This window comes from Octadecabacter antarcticus 307, from assembly GCF_000155675.2.
Lineage (GTDB): Bacteria > Pseudomonadota > Alphaproteobacteria > Rhodobacterales > Rhodobacteraceae > Octadecabacter > Octadecabacter antarcticus.
Window position 1 is genome coordinate 3,572,885 of the sequence record NC_020911.1, and the last position, 20,881, is coordinate 3,593,765.

Below are 20,881 nucleotides of genomic sequence, written 5' to 3' on the forward strand. Positions count from 1 at the left end.
GATGTTCATTCGCAATCAAGACTTCTCGCCCGATTTGCTGGACCTTGTCGACGCGGCTGAACACGCTGTCCGTAAAATCGCGCCACTCTTTCCGCTCTCTCAAGCTGTCGCGGTGAATCCTTTCAATGGCCTAAGCGATGAACCTATCGCAGTTGCCGCTGCGCGACTGGAACGCAGCGCTGGGGTTCATATTTTTCCCAGCCGGGCGGTCCAACTGGGCCGTATTGAAAAGGGAGAGATTACCCTCGAAGATATCAAAATATCTCGCCTAGAAATCGCGCCCACTCTGGAACTAAGCGATCAGACCATCCTCGAAACCGCTCATACTACAGATTTCATACCTCAGGCCATTCCGACCGTTGCCGACCTGGCAGCCGAACACAGTGGAACCGATTGGCCAAACCTCGTCACAGAGCGGTTCGGAGCTTGGGCGCAATGTCATTTTGACACCGGCCAAGCCCTTTGGGCACAGGTAGCTGAACAAGGCGCATGGACCAGTTGGCGTGACTGGGCGATGAGTGATCTGACACCCGAAATTTTCGGCCTCAACAATTTTTGCGAGACGATCAGCCACTCGCAACGCGACCATTGGCATGCTATAGGAGATGCGTGCGCCGCACTCGAAATCGACCGCAAAGCTGCACCATCAGTCTTTCATGGCCTTCTGTGCGATCTGGCTGGATGGGCGGGGCTCGGACGCTACCACCTGTGGGAAGCGCAACAGGCCCAGACGCACAACACTACTCTTTCGGAATTGCTCGCGATCCGTTTGGTATGGGAGCAGGCTCTTCAAGCGCGCTACGCGAAGGAAGTGGGCACGCAGTGGGACGCTGTTATCCTTAGGCATAAGGAACCGCTGCGGGCGGAAACGGGCCATCTGATCGACGCAATCCTGCAAAGGGCGGCAGAACAGGCGTCGGCCCGACGTCTTGACACATTGTTGGCGCAAGCAGGCAAGCCAACCAATCTCGCTGAACCCGTGTCATGCGAAGCGCAACTTGTCTTTTGCATGGATGTCCGTTCCGAACGGCTGAGGCGCGCGCTGGAAATCGTTGATCCAGGCGTCCAAACTTACGGCTTGGCCGGGTTCGTCGGTCTTCCCTTGATGAACCAAGCGCCCGCCGCCGAAAACCGCAAGGCCGCGCGCAGTGTCGAGGTCCCCGACTCCTCGCTGCGGATCAAGGAAGACGGCCCTAGCACCGACGAGACACCCATTCGTGACCGACTACTTAGGGCCATTTCCCGTTTCTCGCGTGGAGCCGTGTCAAGCTTTGCCTATGTCGAGGCGGCAGGGTTGCTCAAGCTCGCTCCACTCGTCGATTCCTCGCAATTTCACGAACGCCGTGTCGTCGGATACGGACCAATACCCAGATTGACGCTCGATCCCTCGAGCGAGGCCGCGGCTGATGTTGCAGAGGCGGCCCTCCGCTCCATCGGATTGAGGAGGAATTTTGCACCTTTAGTCGTCTTCGTTGGTCATGAGGCGCGCGTTACCAATGACGCGCAAAGCGCGCTCCTGCAGTGCGGAGCATGTTGCGGGCATGACGCAGCCGTGAACGTCCGTGCCCTTTCGTGTCTCCTGAACGAGACACCACTGCGCGAATTACTAGCCCAGCGCGGCATTGAAATACCTCCAGAAACGGTGTTCCGAGCCGGTCTGCACGACACAACAGGTGATACGGTGACGTTTTTCAGCACTGATCCCGTGGGAGGCCGCAAACCGCAGCCAATCAAGTGGCTTCACGATATCCTAGATCAGGCTTGCGACATCGTACGTGCTGAGCGGTCCACCGATCTGCCTGCCACCCCGCGGGGCGGGGCGCTGTATGCGCGAGGTGGAGACTGGTCACAAACCCGCGCGGAATGGGGCCTGGCCGGTTGCCACTGGTTCGTGGCGGCTCCACGAAATGCAACGCGAAACCGAGATTTTGCTGGCAAAGTCTTCCTGCACAACTACGATTTTGACTACGATCCCGACGGCAATTTCCTCGCAGAAATCGTTGGCGGCCCTCTGTTGGTCGCCGCATATACCAACCTCCAATACTATGGCGCAACGGTCTCCCCGCAGCACTTCGGCAGCGGCAACAAACTCGTCCAGAATGTGTGCGGCGAGATCGGCTTGCTAGACGGAATATCTGGAAGACTGAGGGCTGGTGGGCCCTCAGACCAGAGCCTGTTTCTCAATGGCCAGCCTATCCATGATGCCCTGCGCCTGGTCGCGCGGATTGCGGCGCCGGACTCCGCAATCGATGCAGCGATCAGGACCAGTCCGAAAGTGACAAGTCTGGTGGAGCATGGGTGGCTGGAGGTTGCAAGTTTCGGCCAAACGTAGGTCTTCGTTAGTAGTGATTTTTGGATCAGAGGGACAATGAACCTGTCTGGCCCAGATTTCTTATTATTGCAGATTTGGACGCTAACCAATTACAAAGAAAGCAGGCAAATGGAAGCAGCTCAAGACTTCACAATGTGGGCATTGTTCACGCGCGCGACAATTCTCGTACAACTCGTCATGATCATGCTGGTGGCAGCGTCTATCTGGTGTTGGGCAGTGTTCATCGACAAGACAGTCCAATATCGCAAAGCCCGGGCTGAGGCTGATGCCTTTGACCGCTCGTTCTGGTCAGGCGAGCCTTTGGACGCCCTTTTTGGCAAGATCGGGGCGGAACCACAGGGGTCCACCGAGAAGATATTCGCGTCCGGCATGCTCGAATGGCGCAGGTCACATCGGGAAGATGGCGGATTGATCCCTGATTCCACCGCCCGCATAAACACATCGATGGATGTGACAATCGCTAAGCAATCATCGAAGCTTCAAAAAGGTCTACCAATTTTGGCGACTGTTGGTTCGACGGCCCCGTTTGTTGGTCTATTCGGTACGGTATGGGGCATTATGAACGCTTTTATCGAGATTTCCCAAGCGCAAACCACCAACCTTGCCGTCGTCGCGCCCGGTATTGCAGAAGCGTTGATGTCGACTGGCATCGGCCTTCTTGCCGCCATTCCGGCCGTGATAATCTATAACAAGCTATCAACTGATAGTGAGCAGATCGTGAGTGGCTACGAGGCCTTTGCTGATGAATTTGCGAATATTCTTAGCAGGCAGGTGGAGAACTGACATGGCTGCAGGCACATTGAATTCAGGTGGTAATGGGGGCAGACGCGGTCGCCAACGGACCCGCCGCGCGCAACTCGTGTCAGAAATCAACGTCACCCCATTTGTCGATGTCATGATGGTTCTGTTGATCATTTTTATGGTCGCCGCGCCTTTGTCCGTCGTTGGTATTCCGGTCGAGTTGCCTGAAACCTCTGCAACGTCATTGCTCGGTGATGAGGAAGAGCCGCTGACAGTGACGATCACGGTCGACGGTCAGGTCATGATCCAAGAAACGGAAACGTCGCGGAATGTTTTGGTCCAGCAGTTGCAAGCAATCGCAGCCGAACGCGATAGCAACAAGATTTTTCTACGGGCCGATGGTCGCAATGACTGGAACGGTGTCGCTGAAGTCATGGGTCTGCTGAATGCCGGTGGGTTTTCCAACATTGGCCTCGTGACGGATATCATTGGCCCGGTGCCAAACGTCACTGACGGATAGATCATGGCCCGCCGGTTCCTACAATTCTGGTATCGGCCATGTTGGGGGGCCTTCGCACCGATGGTGCCAAAGGCCAATCACACCCCAAGTTTCAAATTGGATATCTCATTTAGGTTGATCTAAAGTCAGTCCAAGACACTTAGGCAGTTTTTCGATTGTGGAAAGGGTTTTGCCCAGGGCACCTAGATGGACATCGTAACCCTCATAACAGTCGTTGTTTCACTTTTTGTGATAATCGGCCTTGCCGAGCCGCTCGCCGCACGATTGCGATTACCATACACCGTCATTCTCGCGGTGCTCGGCGTGATGATTGGGGCCAGTGCCACGTTTTTTTTGCGTACCGATCTTACAGACGCCCTGAACCCCGTGGCGGAAGCTATCCTTGGATTGCCGATCCGTTCCAACGTCTTTCTCTATCTGTTCCTGCCAACATTACTTTTTCAGGCAACACTGGGTATGAACCTGCGCCGGATGCTGGACGATTGGGTCCCCATCCTCGTTCTGGCCGTGGTCGCGGTCGTGGTGGCAACGTTGTCGGTCGGCTACGCACTTTCTTGGGCCAGTGCCTTGCCACTCGCAGCTTGTCTTTTAATCGGCGCAATTGTCTCAACAACCGACCCGTCCGCCGTGATCAATATTTTCCGTTCGATATCTGCGCCACAACGTCTCGCACGGATCATCGAGGGCGAAAGCTTGCTTAACGACGCGGCTGCCATCGCGCTCTTTGGCCTTTTCATGGGTTTTGTAAAGCTAGGCGTGCCCGACCCTACCCTGGGCGATGCTTTGGCCCGCTTTCCATTGCTCATCTTCGGCGGTGCGGTGACTGGCTGGTTCGTGGCGCGCGTCGCAGTCTGGGTCTTGGCCCTTTTGTCCCGCTACGACCGTGCGCAGATCTCGATCTCGGTGGCACTGCCGTATCTGGCCTACATCGGTGCCGAGCAGAGCATGGGGGCATCGGGTGTGATTGCCGTCGTCGCGGCGGGCCTGACCCTTAATCTGATGGGACCGGGTCGGCTGCCACCCGCGTCTTGGGCGAACCTGCGCGAGGTCTGGGATCTGCTTGCGCATTGGGCCGGCGCATTGATTTTTATTCTCGCCGCCTTGCTTATTCCGCGGCTTCTCGAAGAAGTTCGGCTGTCGGACTTTGCCCTTTTGGGCGTGGTAATCCTCGCCGCAACTGCTGCAAGGGCAGCGATTCTCTTCGGTCTGATGCCGCTACTGAGCGTTTTGCGCCTGTCACCGGTGGTAGAGCGCCCTTATCGGACAGCAATTCTATGGGGCGGTCTCAGAGGAGCTGTCACGCTTGCACTCGCACTTGCCGTGACCGAAAGTATCCGTGTCCCGCTGGAGCTAAAACGCCTCGTCGGTATCCTCGCAACAGGTTACGTCCTGTTTACTCTGATCGTACAGGGAACGACCCTGCGAATGGTCATAAGATGGCTTGGTCTTGACCGGTTGTCACCGCTGGACGACGCGCTGTCGCGGCAAGTGGTCGCCGTCGCTTTGCAAACCGTCCGGGAGGATGTGGCCAGCACAACAGAAAAGTACGAGTTGTCGCGTGACGTTGTCCGGGCCGAAGCCAAGCAATTTGGTGAGCGGCTAGAAGGATCGGTAAGGGCTGCTGAGGATAGTGCCGAAATCAATGATCGTGACCGCATCACACTCGGGTTGATTGCTTTGGCAGGGGCCGAACGCGATGCGATCCTCGTCAACGTGCGCGAACGGACAATATCATCGCGCATGAGCGAACAGGTCCTGTCTGTTGCTGGTCGGATGATTGAGGGTGCGCGTTCCGGCGGACGCAGTGTCTACCGCCAAGCGGCGCTGCAAAGCCTGTCCTACGGACCACTTTTTCGGGTTGCGTCCTTCCTGCACAGCCGACTGCATTTTTCAATGCCACTTGCCCGAATGACGGCAGACAGATTCGAATTCCTGCTGTCCCAGCGATTTATTTTGCAGGACCTCAGTGGGTTCATCGACGGACGTATCTTGCGCATTCATGGGCGACGCGTGGCCGACCTTCTCAGAGAATTGCTGGCACGGCGGATTGAGGCTGTCGAGACCGCTCTCGAGGGGTTGCGTTTGCAATATCCCGGCTATGCAGAGGAACTGGAGCGTCGATTTATCCGCCGCACGGCCCTGCGGCTGGAGGAAAGGGAGTATACCGTGATGCGAGAGGACGGGCTGATCGGGGCAGAAGTCTATAATGCGTTAATGCAGGGCGTTGCGGAAAAACGCGGGGCCGCAGAAGGTCGGCCACACCTTGATATCGCGCTGCAAAGATCCGAATTCGTGCGGGAGATCTCAACCTTCTCCGACCTTGACGAGGTTACTTTGAAACGTCTCGGTCGCGTCCTGCGCACGCTTTACGTTAATGCTGGCGATCTGGTGGCGGCACGCAACAGCGCGCCCAAAAGCGTGTTCTTCATCGCCTCTGGCGCCGTGGAATTGAAAATTGGTAGGCAGTCCTGGCGGCTGGGCCGGGGCGAAATGTTTGGTCAGATGGCGATACTGACAAAAAACCCATTCCGTGCAGAAGTTCGCGCAATTGCCCCCTCTACCCTGCTTGTAATGGATGAGACACGCTTTCGTCGTTTGCTGGATCGCAGCGAAGCATTGCAGCAAGCCGTGCAGGCAAGCGCAGAAAAACGCGGCATTGATATGCCGTCCCAAGGGAAACCTTAGAGGGATGCCATGTTCGTTATGGTCGTCAACAGCAATGATCAGAAACAAGGATCCACAAACCGCCGATGCTTGCGAAAAGTTCTGTTCTTGAAACTCGAAATTTTGACTGGTCAGATCCGCATGACAAGGTGGAGTATTGGTGTGATGCACGCGCATCATAATCAGCAGGCATCGTTTCATTGGTGCCCGAGAGCGGCAAAACCTTATCCGCATTGGTACCCGGCGCGGATCGCAACGCTCCGGGCACACCCAATTATGTGCTTCGCCCTTCTTCAGATCAAATGAGATCTAGCCCAATAAGGACAACAACAACATCGGCACGCCAACCATTCCAAGAACTATAATTACAATCGAAATTCCCAGCCCGTTGGTCGCCTTACCTTCTTTTACATTGAACTCATCCGCCTCGGACACGGACAGCTTTAGCCGATCGGGAAGCGGGTGGTTCATTTCTTGTCGAACCCAGGTGTTGAGTACGACTAACTTACCTTTCAGCGCTTCATGACGATCCGCGAACGGAATGCCGGGTGACGAAATCACTGGTCCGCGCAGCAGTTTGTCAAAGACGGCATTGGCATAAAGCCCGTTTGACAGGTGAACGCGCATGCCCGCCGCCGCTGGATGATAGGCCCAGAGAGGGAACATCGCCTGCGCCACCGCAACAAGACCAAAACTAAACAACGTCAGAACGATCAGTGCCCATTCGAGAGGCCCTGGGGCTGGTGTTGCTGGCAAGGTGCCGTACATCATCCACTCTGCGCCGTCTTGCAGCGCAAAATACCCAACCGCAGCAGCGACGGAAAAGGCGGCAGTGCGTTGTGTTAGAACGCGGGGGGCCGCGTCCGCGAGACCCTGTGCCAGCAGATATGCAACGCCGAAGATCAGGATGGCACCAAGGGCAATTGCCTGTGGCGATTTCCCTGTAATTCCAAACAAGAAGGCCACAACCCCATAAATCACAAGGGCGATCAAAAACGCACGGGCCACCGCAAGGCCATTGGGGATGGCTACAGGGCCTGGGCGGCGGATCGCGGCGACGCTATCAACAGCCATGCCTGATGCAAGGAAGGCGTGCGCTTTATAAAGCGAATGGGCTACGATATGCAGCAGCGCCAGCGGAAACAACGCCAAACCGCATTGCAGGATCATGAAGCCCATTTGCGCGACCGTGGACCACGCAAGTGAGGTCTTAACTGCCGATTGTGTCAACATGACCAAGCCGCCAAACAGTGCTGTGAACCCGCCGATCATCACCAATACGGCCATCACACCAGGTGCCAACAGCATCACATCTGCGAACCGGATCAACAAAAAGCCGCCTGCGTTGATAACACCCGCATGTAGCAAAGCAGATACCGGCGTTGGCGTCTCCATCACTTCCGTCAACCAGCCGTGCATAGGGAATTGCGCTGATTTCAGGATCGCCGCAACGGCCAGTGCCGCCGCTATCCAACCTGCACCTGCTTGGCCTTCGCCCATCCGTGCCGCCGCCAAAATCTCTGCGATGTCGCCAGTTCCATACTGAACAAGCAGTAAAACAACCGCGACCAGCAAAGCTGCGTCACCCATGCGCGCAGTGATCCATTTTTTGTGAGCCGCGCTTTGTGCTGCAACGCGATCTGGATAATGCAATAAAAGCTTGTGCAAAAACAGGCTGGTGGCGATCCAGGCAAGGACCAGTTGCAAAAGGCTGCCCGCGATCACCAGCACCATCACTGCCGCCAACGTCGCGCAAAGCCAACCCGTGAAAGGCCCCTGCTGCGGCTCACCATCCATGTAGGTCGCGCTGTAGCGCACAACCACCCAGCCGACGAAACTGACCAACAGCAACATCACCGCGCTGACTGCATCCAGACGGGCCGATATGCCCATCCCCCAAAAACCGATAAGACCGCTGGTCGTAGACCCTTCAGTTATCAGGTTAATCGACGACAGTAGCGCAACGGCCAAGGCGATGAGGGTGGTACCTTCGATGATGCGCAAGATTAAACTCGGTCGCATCGCGGGCCCGCGAAAGGCGATCACAGAGGCCCCAATAAGGGCAAGGGGGGCCAAAAATGGCAAAAATTCACTCAACACGAGCGTTTCTCCTTGAGGTTGATTGAATGATCACAAGGCCAAGGATGCTTGTAGAAAAATGGCCTGCCTTAGTGGGATGTCGATCGGCAGACCTGCACGTCGCGGCCCAGGGCTGTCTTTGTCCTGTCGCTTTGCTCGGACGTCCAACGCGATGCGGCGGCTGGTGAGATGAGCGTACATTCTATGATCCTTTTCACGTTATCAGTTCGTTGGCCCATAAGGCGCTCTTCAAAACGGTAATCTAACAACACAAACGCGCTTGCACCGGGTTTCATCCCTAGAAATCGGACAGGATGGATGAAAAATCAATTTACCCCAAAGGGATGAAAGCGGCGGCACGCGCGTTCTCGTACAATAGCGGACGTAAATGAGACGTGGGTGCTGAGGATAGCATCCCAAAAATAGACTGATGTCAGGACTAAACAAGTCGTCCAAGCGCTGCGCCTGATTGATGCCAAAGGATACACAGATGAACACGCCTTCAGACCTTTCACTCTCAACTCTCGTCAAGGCCAGCGACACAGCTGCACGCGCTATTCCACCAGTATGGCCGCTTGCCTCTTCAGTCGCTGTGAATCCGTTTTTGGGTCAGGCGGCAGAGTCACTGGCGCAGGTCGGCGCACGGCTGGCGCGTGTCGGTGGCGTGCCCGTAACGATGCCGCGAAACTGGTACGAGACCCGCATCGAGAATGGTACGATCACAGATGCAGACATCATCGGAGCACTTGAAGCGCATGTTGGCGCAGACTTGCCTGATCTGTCCGAATTGAAAAAGTTGGCCCGCAACGACGCCGCAACACCGACGTCGCAGCCAACCCTTGCCGACCTCGCAGCGGATGTGTCCGGCATCGATTGGCCGGGTATCATTGCGGATCGGTTTGGTCTGTGGGCCGCTGGGTATTTTGATCAGGGTCAAGCACTTTGGGCGGCTCCGCGCAGACGGGGTGCTTATGACGCGTGGCGTCAGTATTCGATCCATGATTTAACGCCTGAAATCGTGGGCTTGAAAGGGTTCTGTCAATTTGTCAGCGAAACGCCGGATACAACAGATGAAGCCAAAGTGCGGGCGGCAAATCGGCTAGGGCTGTCTGATGTCACGCTTGAAACATATCTGCACCAACTTCTCTTTTCGTTGGGTGGCTGGGCGCAGGTCGCACGCTATCAACTGTGGCAGGCAGAACTGGCAGGCGACAGCGATCACACAATCACAGACATCCTGACCATCCGGCTTTTGTGGGAAGAGGCCCTGTTTGAGCAATACAAAGACCAGATAGCAGACAAGTGGGACAAGGTGAAAGCAACACATGCGGAACCCGTAACCCCGGACGCGGATCTGACGGTCAACGCTATTCTTCAAGAAGCTTGGGAGCGTGCAGTTCAACGCGATCTGGCTGAAACCTTTGCCACCCCTGGTCCAAAGGAATACGATGTTCGCCCCGCAATGCAGGCAGCCTTCTGCATCGACGTCCGATCCGAAGTGTTCAGGCGCGCGCTGGAAGCAGTTCATCCAGCCATTCAGACACTTGGGTTTGCGGGCTTTTTTGGCCTGACTGCGTCACACAAAGGGTTTGCCTCAGATGTTGATGAATTGCGTCTCCCAGTGCTGCTAACCCCCGGCGTGACCTCAACGTCCCAAGGCGATGACGCAGATGCAGACCAGACCGCCCGCTTCAAGGCACGAGCCAACCGCGCTTGGGGCCGCTTCAAACTGGCCGCCGTCTCATCCTTCGCCTTTGTAGAGGCGACGGGCCCAATTTATGCCGGAAAACTGGTACGCGACGCGCTGAACCTCGCGCCAAATGAGGGACCAGCGGACCCTGCACCGCGCTTGGGCCCGGCACTGGACCTTGACGCGCAAACCGACGCTGCCGAGACGATCCTGCGCGCTATGTCTCTCACAAACAATTTCGCGCGGCTTATTGTGGTGGCAGGGCATGGGGCAAATGTGGTCAACAATCCCTTTGCCAGTGGCCTGCATTGTGGTGCCTGTGGTGGCTATTCCGGCGAGGTGAACGCCCGTTTGCTCGCAGGGCTGCTGAACAGCACAGATGTGCGCAAAGGGCTGGAGCAGCGTGATATCACGGTGCCAGATGACACATTATTTATTGCAGCATTGCATGACACGACGACAGATGCGATCACGCTATACACACAGGACAGTCTGTCCACGGATCATAGTGCGGACCTGGAAAAGGCGCGTTTTTGGTTCATGGCGGCAGGCAAAGCCACGCGCAGCGAGCGGTCGCTTCGTTTGCCCCGTGCCGCCGATGACTTGGACATTATACCGCGCAGCCGCGACTGGGCCGAGACGCGGCCAGAGTGGGCATTAGCAGGATGTAAAGCATTCATCGCCGCACCGCGCAGCCGCACGGCAGGAAAAAACATGGAAGGGCGTGCCTTTCTGCATGACTACGATTGGGCAGGCGATAAAGGTTTTGGTGTGCTTGAGCTGATCATGACGGCCCCCGTTGTTGTCGCCAGCTGGATCAGCCTGCAATATTACGGATCGACCGTGGCCCCTGACACGTTTGGCGCCGGTAACAAGCTTTTGCACAACGTGACCGGCGGCATCGGTGTGGTTGAAGGCAACGGCGGCACTCTGCGCGCAGGGCTCCCGTGGCAGTCTGTCCATGAAGGGGACAGCTATGCCCACGAACCGCTGCGCCTGTCGGTTTGCATCGAGGCCCCGCGAGAGGCAATGATCGATGTTCTTAAACGGCACGACGGCCTGCGAGCATTGTTTGACAACCGCTGGCTACACCTTTTTGCGCTTGATGAAAACGGCCAGATGGCGTGGCGGTATGAAGGCGATTTGCAATGGTCCGCGATGGTGGATGGCGCAGAGTATCCCGCTGGACTTATGGCCGCAGGTCAATCAGCATTCGGAATCGCGCGTGAACTCCACGCTTGAATTCTGTGCGGTCATTAAAACTGGCGGGTGACGTCTCCGCGATATTGGGAAAATCACCTGCCGGATAATCAAAGCCCAAAATAGGGCCAATTGGCAGAACAGGCGCGTGCAAGCAGCACAAGAATTCACAATGTGGGCGCGGTTCGATCCAATATCGAAAAGCCCTTGCCGCAACTGAAGGTCTTAGGAGGAATAATGAGCGAACAACATAAACCGTGGACGGCCTATTACGGCCCGTCTGTGCGCAAAGAAATTGAAACGGCGCACTACCGTACAATCGGCGATATGGTCAGTGCCGTGGCTCACCTCTATGCTAAGAAACCTGCATTTACGACATGTCTACCTAACGGGATGAACGGAACGCTAACTTTTGCGCAAGTCGACGAGATGTCAAATGGGCTTGCGGTCTACTTGCGTGAAACAGCAGGCCTCGAAAAAGGCGACCGCGTCGCATTGCAGGTGCCAAACGGGTTATCATTCCCCGTAGCAGCGTTTGCGATTTTGAAGGCGGGCTGCGTCTTAGTGAACGTCAATCCGCTCTATACTGCCGAAGAAATGGCGCGCCAGTTTGCCGATGCGGAACCACAAGCGCTGATCGTAGTCGATATGTTTGCCGACAAATTGACACAGGCCCTCAAAGGCCACCCGATCCCAAATATAATCATCACGCAAGTGGCAGAGTTTTTCCCTGCAATGCCGCGCAGCATTGTGCGTTTGGTGCAAAAACACTGGGACCGTACGCTGGCACCGATTGATTTAACCCATATCCGCCTACCCGAAGCAATAGAAGCCGGTCGGCAAAAAAGTGTAAGCAAGGAAATCACGGTCGAAGCATACCGCGAAGCCCTTTTACCCGACGATATCGCCTGTTTGCAATATACTGGCGGCACCACAGGGGTGTCCAAAGGGGCGATGCTAACCCATAAAAACCTGCTCATGAATATGGAACAGAGCATGGAGATGATCACCGGCGTCGAGAAAGGCCGTGAGGTCGCACTTACCGCGCTACCACTCTACCATATTTTTGCGTTTACTGTGAATTTGCTAGGGTTTTATTACCTAGGTGGCCGCAACATCCTGATCCCGAACCCACGCCCGTTGACGAACCTCAAACGCGCAATGGAGAATTATCCGATCACGTGGATGAGTGGTGTGAACACGCTGTTTAACGGTTTGAGCAACGAGACGTGGTTTCAGGATTCCCCGCCCAAACACCTGAAATTTGCCTCTGCGGGCGGCATGGCCCTGCAAAGTTCAGTCGCCGAAGTGTGGGAAAAGGTCACGGGCAAACCGGTCCTCGAAGGTTACGGTTTGACCGAATCTTCGCCGGTGATCACGTTCAATCCACTGGGTAAAATGCGGCCCAATTCCATCGGTATTCCGGTGCCGTCCACCGAACTGCGCTGTCTGGATGAGGACGGCAAAGACGTGCCACAAGGGCAACCAGGCGAGCTGGCCGCGCGTGGGCCGCAGATCATGAAGGGCTATTGGAAAAAACCCGACGATACGGCCAAAATCATGCAAGGTGACTGGTTGCTGACGGGCGACATCGGCATCATGGATAAGGGCGGGTATTTTTCAATTGTGGATCGCAAAAAAGACCTCGTGTTGGTTTCAGGCTTTAATGTCTATCCAAACGAGATCGAGGATTGCCTGACGCGACACCCCGGCATCCTAGAGGCCGCTGTAATCGGCGTGCCTGACGGGGCATCGGGCGAAGCGGTGAAGGCGTTTGTAGTGCTGAGCGATCAGTCGCTGAGCAGTGCTACGATCCGCGCCTACTGCAAGGAACATCTGACGGGGTACAAAGTACCAAAAATGGTTGAATTTCGCGATGATCTGCCAAAATCCAACGTCGGAAAAATTCTGCGCAAAGATTTGCGCAGTGAAGAATTTGCCCCCGAAAATGGCGCACAGCGCAACGCGTCCTGAATTCACTAATTATAGGTAGTTATCCAAAATGGTCGGACCACTAGAACAGGCAATCCTCGCACTTATGATCTTCGTGATCATGCTGGGAATGGGCGCGTCGTTGACACCGCGTGATTTCATGCTGGCGCTCAAACGCCCCTATGGTTTGATTATTGGTGTGGTGTCGCAATATGGCTTCATGCCGTTCATCGGGTTCTTGCTGGCGCTGCTTTTGCCCGTGTCCGACCCGATCAAGATTGGCATCCTAATCATGTCATGCATGCCGGGCGGGACCACATCGAACATTTTCACATATTTTTCAAAGGGTAATCTCGCGTTGTCGGTTTTGATGACAGTGACGTCGACAATATTCGGTGTGTTGATGATCCCGATTGTACTGGTCATTTATGCGGGTGCGCTGGACGTGGATATTCCACGCGAAAACATCATCGCGACGCTTGTGTTGTTATTGGTGCCTGTTGGTATCGGCATGGTCATGCGAAAATTCAATGCCAATGTGGGCGCTGTGACAGAATTTATGGGGTCGATGCTCGCGGTATTTTTCATCGTGTTTTTGATCGTGTCATGGATTCCGCGCAATTTCACATTTCTTATGGAAACCGGCTGGGCGACCTATCTGGCGGCCATTGCTATTGGCGTGATCGGAATTACGGCGGGCTATTTGTTCGCTAAGGCGCTGAAATTGCATCCGCGCAATGCGCGCACTGTGGGCTTGGAGACGGGCATTCAGAACGGCCCACTCGCCATCGCAATCATCGCGTTTACGTTTTCAGGCACAGATCAGCAGACGATCAACGCGGTACCGGTGCTGTACTCGTTGTTCATCGTGATAGTTGCAACGCTGGTAACGCTGTATTTTCGCCGCGCAAATACCGCTGCCGAGCAAAAGATGCCAGACGGCTTGTTATAGAGGCAGTATCCGTGATGTTTGAAGCGGAACTCAAATCAAGATGCTATCAAACGTATGCGAACTCATCTCAGTTTCGTGAAACGCTAGAACTTACGCGGCACAATGGCCATGCCATTTGGTGAGGGCGGCGGTTCGTCGCATAAGATTACATAGCCTCGCCTTCGTGATCCACCGCCCTCCAAAAATAGGGCAACTCGCCGTTAGTCTTCACGAACACCTCGTCCAGATGCCGCTGCCAATTGGACTATGCACGCATCTGTTAAACGCATCTCCGGCGAATATCGGGCCAAACTTGTTCCATGAGAACCGGACCGCATCCTTGCGGAATTCGTCCGTTCTTCTGTGTCCCATAGTTCGTCTCCTTTATTGCAGTAAATACTATCAAAGGAGCGGCATAAAACCGCGACAGGTCCATTCTCCTCCCAACGTCTGACCAGTCAAGCAGTAACGTAAACGGCCGAGCCACGCCATAAATGTCCAAATTTAATATTTTGTCCATTCCGAGATTCAGAGTGTTGCGACAGGCTTTTAGCTATCTATACGACAGGCCTAATAAGGACGGCGACAAATTCGACTATATTGTGGTGGGCGCCGGATCTGCGGGCTGCGCCGTCGCTGGGCGATTGGGTGAAGCTGATCATGCCGTTCTACTGCTCGAAGTGGGAGGAAAAGACCCCAATCCATTCATCTATATCCCCCTCCACTACTCCATGCTCTACGCAAACAAGTCGGTGAATTGGCGCTGACGAATGTGGTGAAACAGAGCCGAATGAAATTCCAAAACATACGCTGTGCGAAATCGGTCGCAATGGTGGGGATCGCGAGTCATCAGCGTGATGACAATAGAGTACGAAAAATCTCAGCGCCAGCGCGACACGCTTAAACCCGATACGGAGGTCCGTCCTATTTTGCGAATACCTTCCTAAGGACACTGCTCACCTTCGTTGGGTTTACCAATCTTTGGTGCGCAGTGACGATTTTAGTAATCGGGGGAAATAGCCCGTCCTTCACGTGCAGACCTCGCACATGCTAGCGCTATAGCGAGCGCGGCTCGACCGTCTTGCGCACTGGACGACGGGGCTCTTCCCGCGATGATAGCGCTGTGGAACTCATCAAGCGCTTGGTAGAAAGACTGATCGTACCGCTCTAGAAAAAAGTGCTTTAGCGGTTCACGGGCGGCCGTCCGCTGCTTATCCCAACGTACGAGGTTATCGTCTCGGTGATTTACCGTTTGGACCATACCCTTGTCCCCAAAGGCCTCCAACCGCTGATCAAACCCGTAAGCACATGCGCGCGAATTGTTGATGTGCAACAGCGCGCCAGATGGCATCTTGAGCGTGGTCATGGTCAGGTCGAAGTCTCCCTCGGCACCAATCTGCGGATCGAACATACACGAACCACAGGCTGACACCTCGACGGGCCGCTCGCCCGCAATCCAGCAAAGAAGATCAATATCGTGTATCGTCGCATCGACGAAATAGCCGCCAGACACGCGAACGTATTCGATTGGCGGTGGTGCAGGTTCTCTACTCCAGCTCATCAACATATTGATCTGCCCGATCTCACCGTTTTGAACAGCATCTCGAAGCGCTTTGTTGTCAGGGTCGAAGCGCCTGTTGAAGCCCAACATGAAAGGGACTGGATGTGCGTGCAGAGCGGCCATCGCCTGATCCACCCGTTCAAGCGTCTGGTCCAGTGGTTTTTCGCAGTAGATAGGTTTGCCTGCCTGAGCGACTTTTTCGATATAGTCTAAGTGCGTATCGGTCGGTGTAGCTATCACCACCGCATCGACACTCGCATCAGCCAAAACGATATCGAGATCGTCTAACGGCCGGCCACCATACTGTGCCACAGCCTTTTGCGCCGAGGACATGCGAGGATTGTAGATCACCTCAAGCTTCAGCCCCGGGTGGGCGTTTATCTTGGGACCATAAACATGAGCCATGCGCCCTGTCCCCAGTAATGCAACCCCAAGTGTCTGTGTCATGGCTGTTCCTTTGCGTCTTCAATTATCATGGCTGCGGCCTTTTCACCGATCATGATCGCGGCGGCGTTGGTGTTTCCAGTTACAATGCGCGGCATAATTGAGGCATCGGCTACCCGCAGCCCTTTGATCCCGTGAACGCGCAGGCGGGGATCGACAACCGCATCGGGCCCCGTGCCCATTTTGCAGGTGCCCACAGAATGCAGAAGGGAGAGCCCGTTCGCCCGGCAATAATCCAGAAGTTCAGGATCGGACTGCATTTCTTTGCCCGGCGAAAGCTCGTATTCGACGCAATCTGCCATCGGGCGCGTCTCAGCAATCTTACGACCGAATTTCAGCCCAGCCAGCGCAGCCCTTTGATCGGCTTCGTCAGCGAAAAAATTGAATTGGATCTCGGGTTGATCCGTGGGGCGCGGCCCAGTGATGCGCACATGTCCCCGTGAATTGGGCCTCATATGTTCTGCCAAAATTGTGAAGCCAGAGAAGGGGCGTGGCTTCAGTTGCTCGTCGGTGCACCACGCCATAAAAGTAACCATCATGTCCGGTCGCTCAATTTCCGGGCCCGAGCAGATAAAGGTATTGGAATAGTTGCCATTGTCGGCGAAAGGGCCCGTACGGAACAGCAGGTAACGTAACAATTGCAAGCCCCCCTTGAGCTTATTGTTGTACAGATCGTTGACTGTAGGATGTCCGGTTGAGCGATATTCGGCACCAATTCCAAAATGGTCCTGTAAGTTTTCGCCGACGCCGGGAAGCTCATGCTGCACTTTAATCCCACGCTGCTTCAATAGAGCCTCAGGCCCGATCCCCGAAATTTGCAGCAACTGGGGAGAGTTGAACGCGCCTCCGCTGAGAATGATCTCGCGGCGGGCCTTTGCTTTATGAGAGCCCGACTTATCGGTCCAGCGCACCCCGGTTGCATGTTTACCGTCCAAATCAATCCCATCAACCATTGCGTTCAGCTTCAAATCGATGTTTTTCTTGGCAGGCCCGCGCAGGTAACCGGACGCAGTACTCCATCGCCGGCCTTTCTTTGTCGTGGTCTGAACGTAACCGGTGCCTTCCTGATTTGGCCCGTTGAAGTCATCGTTCCGAGGGATGCCCAAGGCTTCAGACGCAGAATGGAACGCTTCACCCAACGCATGTTCTTGACGAATATCCGAGACGGCAACTGGGCCACCTACCCCATGATGGGCGTCGGCCCCTCGCTCTTGATCCTCACAGGACTTAAAATATGGCAACACATCTTCCCAACCCCAGCCTATGCATCCTGCAGCTTGCCAACCGTCAAAGTCTTCAGGCTGACCGCGCATGTATATCATGCCATTAATTGCGCCAGTGCCTCCTAATACCTTGCCGCGCGGTTGGAATAGCCGTCGGTTGTTCAGATGGGGTTCAGGCGAACTTTCGTAACACCAGTTTACCGAAGGGTTCGCGTAGAGCATTGAGTAGCCAAGCGGAATATGAATGAACGGATTGCGATCTTTGCCCCCCGCTTCGAGCAACAGGACGGAATAACCGGCCTCACCTAGCCGTCCGGCTACAGCACACCCAGCAGAGCCCGCACCAATCACGATGTAATCATACACAGCCTGTGACATTATTTTCCTCCGTTATTTCGTCTGACTTTGCCTGAAATTGATAGTGGCTCTAAGCGCCAAAATGTCAGATTTGGACAAAATGTTGGTCGCCGGATGCGATGAAGAATTCCATTATGGAAATGTGAGAAAATCAGAGTGGAGGGTGTGAAGAATGAGAAAACCGGTGGTTGGAATTGGCCTTGTTGGGTCGGGTTTCATGGGGCGTTGCCACGCAAACGCGTTCCGGGCGGTTTCAGGACTGTTCGATATAGCGGTGGAACCAGCGCTGAGGGTTCTCGCGGACGCGACGCCAGAGTTGGCTCAACAAGCCGCCGGATCGCTTGGATTTGAACGTGGTACTGGCGATTGGAAAACCATGGTTGCTGATGAAAGCGTGGACATCGTGGCAATCACGGCTCCAAACGTGATGCATTCCCCGATTGCTCATGCGGCGATCGCGGCGGGCAAGACCGTGTATTGCGAGAAACCTCTGTCAACGACGGCGGCGATCGCGCTTGATATGACGGAAGCCGCTGAGGCAGCTGGCGTTGTTAATCTTGTTGGGTTCAATTTCCTGCGTCATCCGATGATAGGACTCGCTCGAGAGATAATTGCCAGCGGCGAAATCGGAGAGGTCACAGGGTTCCGTGGACGGCATGCCGAAAACTATATGTCTGATCCAGACGCGCCTCATTCATTTCGAACAGACCCGCAAGGCGGCGGTGCATTGGCTGATATCGGCAGCCATATCATCTCGATGGCACGTTACTTGATCGGGCCCATTACCCAAGTTCAAGCGGATTGCCAAACCCTTCACGCGACCCGTCCCACACACCCGAATAGCGCTGAACGTACCCCTGTGTTCGTGGATGACATGACACATGCATTGATTCGTTTTGAAAACGGTGTGGCAGGCAGTCTTGAGGCGAATTGGGCGGCCACAGCGCGTAATATGGACCTATCCTGGGAGATCACTGGCACCAACGGTGCACTTGCATTCAGCCAAGAGCAGATGAACGAATTGCAATTGTATTCCACTAAGCGAGGCCGATGTGGCTATACTCGAATTGAGGCAGGCCCAGAGCATCCACCTTATGGCAACTTTTGCCCTGCCCCTGGCCATCACCTTGGGTTTAACGACCTTAAGGTCATTGAGGTTGCAGAGCTTTTGACTGCGCATGCAGGCGGGGCGAAGGCTGGTCCAGATTTTCGCGAAGCTTATGAGGTGCAGAAAACAGTAGAAGCGATGCACGCATCTAACTTGTCTCGACAATGGGTCACTATCTAGGGGTCACTATCAAACTTTCAAAACCTTCTCACAGCGTGCTTGGGCGTCGCGTAAAGCCGCTCTAGGTTTCTTGTTGCGCAGCAACATTGCATGGATTTCCTCACCCAGCGTACGAACCAATATATTGAACTGCGGAACAGAGGGACGTGACCAAGTTTGCAACTGGCCGGACCGGGCCATCTTATCGACTGTGGCAATGACAGGTCGACCGTGGGCCACTACAGGGTCATTGCATACGCTGAAACGGGAACTCACTAAGCTGCCGTTTTCAATGTATAACTTGGTTGCGGGCGCAGACGTGAGTACTCTCGCCGCATGCAATACTGACTCGAAGCGTTGTGGTTTAACATTGGCCGGTACACAGAGGTTCCAGCCTCCCAACGGCGCAGTCCGAGGGACGCCCGGTGCAGATGGGTGTGGAAGGTAACCGGTTCGATCAAAACCCGGCGAAGCAGCTCGATTTTCTATCATAGGTAAGATCTGAGTATAGCAGTAGGCCATCGCGGCCTGCCCATCGGCGTAACATTTTGCCCGTTCATACCACGACATTTGCAGCACGTTTGGCGGCGAATAGGATAAGAGTTCAATCAGAAATTCCGCAGCCTCCAACGCCTTTGGCCCGTCCAGCATTGGGATCCGGTTTTCAGGGGTGAGGTTCTGATCTTGAAATCCATTTCCCGCGCGTTGAAGGTTAAGCACAGGTTGTCCGAAATCGGCCATGAGCATCATGAATGTGGTCCCAACGGGGGTTCCGCAGGCTCCGTTCCAGCAGATGCCGTTCATGTTTCGCGCGGGATCATGAAGCTGGCGGGCGCAATTCAGCACGTCTTCCAATCCCTTCGGCGGCTCCAATCCCTGTTCCTCAAGAATGTCCGTTCGATAAATGAACAATTCTGGCGTTGTCTGGACAGGAAGGCCATACAAGACGTTGTCACGCCGTGCGGTCGACAAAGCCTCAGGATGGAAATCCATTAAATCCCGAGCATCCTCAGCATCGACCATTTCCACTGGACATATTGCTTCAGCTTGGATCATCTCTTCCATCCAGCAGATATCGCAAGTGACGATGTCATAGCGAGAATGACTGCGTTGGGCGTTTTCCAAAATTTCCCGATGCAACCGATCGATGCTAAGCGCGCGAACTTCAATCTCTATGCCGAAGTGAAGCTCAAACTGGCGTTTCAACTTCTGCATTGCCATAAACGTGGCATCGGCGTGTAACAAGACACGCAGTCCGCCGGGAAGATCGATCTTCCTCGACAGAACCGGCAGTGGCGCCACGGTGGCAGTAGAGAGATACGAGGCGCCGAAGAAATAATCAGACCCTTCCGAAAGACCAAATGCGCCGCCGAGCAGGGACTTGACGCGACGCATGTAGTCTATCCAAGCATCAATCATTTTCTGCGTCGGGTGTAGAGAGAACGTCTTGCCGCTGCGCGTGCGTGGGCGTTTGGCAATGAACCCGCGCTCAACCATATCCTCGATCATCCGATGCGCCGTGCCACGTGCCATCCCTGAACCTTCGATAATCGAAGACGGCGTTTCCATGCGACCTTTTAAATGGGAGCGCATGAGCTGAAGCAAGATTGGCAATTCCCGTGCTGGCATTTCGAGTTTTAGGGTTTCCTCAGTTTCCAAGTTAAACTGACTTACGAAATCTAAAAACCTTTCCAGTTCGTGAGCAGACATCTCACTAAAAGAATTTAGTTGGGTATCAGGTCGGTTACTTTTTTCTCGTGTCCGTTTTGCCATCTGCGCTCCAAAGACAATGATAGGTTTGCATCGATTGGGTAATGTTTCCTTGTTTTTCTTTTAAACTATACCCCTAAAAGTTCCAAATTGGACAAACGGAGGTTTGCAAGATGGCTGTGATCGGTGTTTTTTAGAAAAAACCGAAAATTCTGGGGGGATAATACAGT

16 protein-coding genes are annotated in these 20,881 nt (G+C 54.7%); 9 read left to right on the forward strand and 7 right to left on the reverse strand.

The annotated features are described in order from the left end of the window. Position 1: 1 nt before the first annotated feature. The 4 genes from OAN307_RS18265 to OAN307_RS18280 all read left to right on the forward strand — a co-directional run bounded on the left by OAN307_RS18265 (position 2) and on the right by OAN307_RS18280 (position 6,278). Positions 2 to 2,332, forward strand: a complete 2,331-nt coding sequence (locus tag OAN307_RS18265) for a putative inorganic carbon transporter subunit DabA (RefSeq protein ID WP_015501052.1) — start codon at positions 2 to 4, stop codon at positions 2,330 to 2,332. Positions 2,333 to 2,440: 108 nt separating this feature from the next. Continuing rightward, a complete protein-coding gene (tolQ, locus tag OAN307_RS18270) occupies positions 2,441 to 3,115 on the forward strand; it encodes a protein TolQ (RefSeq protein ID WP_015501053.1) in 675 nt (224 codons plus the stop codon). A 1-nt stretch (position 3,116) separates the two neighbouring features. Next, the gene (locus tag OAN307_RS18275; RefSeq protein WP_015501054.1) at positions 3,117 to 3,593 is read left to right on the forward strand and encodes an ExbD/TolR family protein; all 477 of its coding nucleotides are present in this window, start codon (positions 3,117 to 3,119) and stop codon (positions 3,591 to 3,593) included. Between the two features lie 186 nt (positions 3,594 to 3,779). Then, positions 3,780 to 6,278, forward strand: a complete 2,499-nt coding sequence (locus tag OAN307_RS18280) for a cation:proton antiporter (protein WP_015501055.1) — start codon at positions 3,780 to 3,782, stop codon at positions 6,276 to 6,278. A gap of 288 nt (positions 6,279 to 6,566) precedes the next feature. Here the strand turns inward: OAN307_RS18280 and OAN307_RS18290 are convergent, their stop codons facing one another. Continuing rightward, entirely contained in the window at positions 6,567 to 8,357 is a 1,791-nt protein-coding gene (locus OAN307_RS18290; protein ID WP_015501056.1) for a proton-conducting transporter transmembrane domain-containing protein, read from the reverse strand. A 30-nt stretch (positions 8,358 to 8,387) separates the two neighbouring features. Further along, the gene (locus tag OAN307_RS29125) at positions 8,388 to 8,537 is read right to left on the reverse strand and encodes a hypothetical protein (protein WP_187292491.1); all 150 of its coding nucleotides are present in this window, start codon (positions 8,535 to 8,537) and stop codon (positions 8,388 to 8,390) included. Between the two features lie 289 nt (positions 8,538 to 8,826). Here OAN307_RS29125 and OAN307_RS18300 point away from each other — a divergent pair, with 289 nt between their 5' ends. The 3 genes from OAN307_RS18300 (at position 8,827) to OAN307_RS18310 (ending at position 14,110) form a co-directional block, all read left to right on the forward strand. Continuing rightward, a complete protein-coding gene (locus tag OAN307_RS18300; RefSeq protein WP_015501057.1) occupies positions 8,827 to 11,268 on the forward strand; it encodes a YbcC family protein in 2,442 nt (813 codons plus the stop codon). A gap of 195 nt (positions 11,269 to 11,463) precedes the next feature. Then, positions 11,464 to 13,200, forward strand: coding sequence for an AMP-binding protein (locus tag OAN307_RS18305; RefSeq protein ID WP_015501058.1), 1,737 nt, complete (start codon positions 11,464 to 11,466; stop codon positions 13,198 to 13,200). 28 nt (positions 13,201 to 13,228) lie between these two features. After that, entirely contained in the window at positions 13,229 to 14,110 is an 882-nt protein-coding gene (locus OAN307_RS18310; RefSeq protein WP_015501059.1) for a bile acid:sodium symporter family protein, read from the forward strand. Between the two features lie 145 nt (positions 14,111 to 14,255). Here the strand turns inward: OAN307_RS18310 and OAN307_RS31415 are convergent, their stop codons facing one another. Next, complete coding sequence (locus OAN307_RS31415) at positions 14,256 to 14,327, reverse strand: hypothetical protein (protein WP_408634948.1); 72 nt, start codon at positions 14,325 to 14,327, stop codon at positions 14,256 to 14,258. Then, positions 14,318 to 14,461, reverse strand: a complete 144-nt coding sequence (locus OAN307_RS26940) for a hypothetical protein (protein ID WP_408634917.1) — start codon at positions 14,459 to 14,461, stop codon at positions 14,318 to 14,320. Before OAN307_RS26940 ends, OAN307_RS31415 begins: the two co-directional genes overlap by 10 nt. 122 nt (positions 14,462 to 14,583) lie before the next feature. On the opposite strand from OAN307_RS26940, the gene OAN307_RS18315 reads away from it, so the two are divergent. Next, the gene (locus tag OAN307_RS18315) at positions 14,584 to 14,856 is read left to right on the forward strand and encodes a GMC family oxidoreductase N-terminal domain-containing protein (RefSeq protein WP_245540889.1); all 273 of its coding nucleotides are present in this window, start codon (positions 14,584 to 14,586) and stop codon (positions 14,854 to 14,856) included. Positions 14,857 to 15,089: 233 nt separating this feature from the next. Here OAN307_RS18315 and iolG read toward each other — a convergent pair whose 3' ends face one another. After that, a complete protein-coding gene (iolG, locus tag OAN307_RS18320; RefSeq protein ID WP_015501061.1) occupies positions 15,090 to 16,097 on the reverse strand; it encodes an inositol 2-dehydrogenase in 1,008 nt (335 codons plus the stop codon). Next, positions 16,094 to 17,695 carry a GMC family oxidoreductase gene (locus tag OAN307_RS18325; RefSeq protein WP_015501062.1) on the reverse strand — a complete coding sequence of 534 codons (1,602 nt, stop codon included), beginning with the start codon at positions 17,693 to 17,695 and terminating at the stop codon, positions 16,094 to 16,096. Before OAN307_RS18325 ends, iolG begins: the two co-directional genes overlap by 4 nt. Positions 17,696 to 17,846: 151 nt before the next feature. Here OAN307_RS18325 and OAN307_RS18330 point away from each other — a divergent pair, with 151 nt between their 5' ends. Then, entirely contained in the window at positions 17,847 to 18,962 is a 1,116-nt protein-coding gene (locus OAN307_RS18330; RefSeq protein WP_015501063.1) for a Gfo/Idh/MocA family protein, read from the forward strand. A 9-nt stretch (positions 18,963 to 18,971) separates the two neighbouring features. Here OAN307_RS18330 and OAN307_RS18335 read toward each other — a convergent pair whose 3' ends face one another. Next, positions 18,972 to 20,714, reverse strand: a complete 1,743-nt coding sequence (locus OAN307_RS18335; protein WP_015501064.1) for an extracellular solute-binding protein — start codon at positions 20,712 to 20,714, stop codon at positions 18,972 to 18,974. Between the last annotated feature and the right edge of the window lie 167 nt (positions 20,715 to 20,881).

What these genes read in the sequence shown, in the direction of transcription:
- OAN307_RS18265 (WP_015501052.1), top strand. Translation starts at nt 2, where the DNA reads ATGTTCATTCGCAATCAAGACTTCTCGCCCGATTTGCTGGACCTTGTC.
- OAN307_RS18310 (WP_015501059.1), top strand. Translation starts at nt 13,229, where the DNA reads ATGGTCGGACCACTAGAACAGGCAATCCTCGCACTTATGATCTTCGTG.
- tolQ (WP_015501053.1), top strand. Translation starts at nt 2,441, where the DNA reads ATGGAAGCAGCTCAAGACTTCACAATGTGGGCATTGTTCACGCGCGCG.
- OAN307_RS18315 (WP_245540889.1), top strand. Translation starts at nt 14,584, where the DNA reads ATGTCCAAATTTAATATTTTGTCCATTCCGAGATTCAGAGTGTTGCGA.
- OAN307_RS18280 (WP_015501055.1), top strand. Translation starts at nt 3,780, where the DNA reads ATGGACATCGTAACCCTCATAACAGTCGTTGTTTCACTTTTTGTGATA.
- OAN307_RS18275 (WP_015501054.1), top strand. Translation starts at nt 3,117, where the DNA reads ATGGCTGCAGGCACATTGAATTCAGGTGGTAATGGGGGCAGACGCGGT.
- OAN307_RS18330 (WP_015501063.1), top strand. Translation starts at nt 17,847, where the DNA reads ATGAGAAAACCGGTGGTTGGAATTGGCCTTGTTGGGTCGGGTTTCATG.
- OAN307_RS18305 (WP_015501058.1), top strand. Translation starts at nt 11,464, where the DNA reads ATGAGCGAACAACATAAACCGTGGACGGCCTATTACGGCCCGTCTGTG.
- iolG (WP_015501061.1), bottom strand. Translation starts at nt 16,097, where the DNA reads ATGACACAGACACTTGGGGTTGCATTACTGGGGACAGGGCGCATGGCT.
- OAN307_RS29125 (WP_187292491.1), bottom strand. Translation starts at nt 8,537, where the DNA reads ATGTACGCTCATCTCACCAGCCGCCGCATCGCGTTGGACGTCCGAGCA.
- OAN307_RS18325 (WP_015501062.1), bottom strand. Translation starts at nt 17,695, where the DNA reads ATGTCACAGGCTGTGTATGATTACATCGTGATTGGTGCGGGCTCTGCT.
- OAN307_RS18300 (WP_015501057.1), top strand. Translation starts at nt 8,827, where the DNA reads ATGAACACGCCTTCAGACCTTTCACTCTCAACTCTCGTCAAGGCCAGC.
- OAN307_RS18335 (WP_015501064.1), bottom strand. Translation starts at nt 20,714, where the DNA reads ATGGCAAAACGGACACGAGAAAAAAGTAACCGACCTGATACCCAACTA.
- OAN307_RS26940 (WP_408634917.1), bottom strand. Translation starts at nt 14,461, where the DNA reads ATGGGACACAGAAGAACGGACGAATTCCGCAAGGATGCGGTCCGGTTC.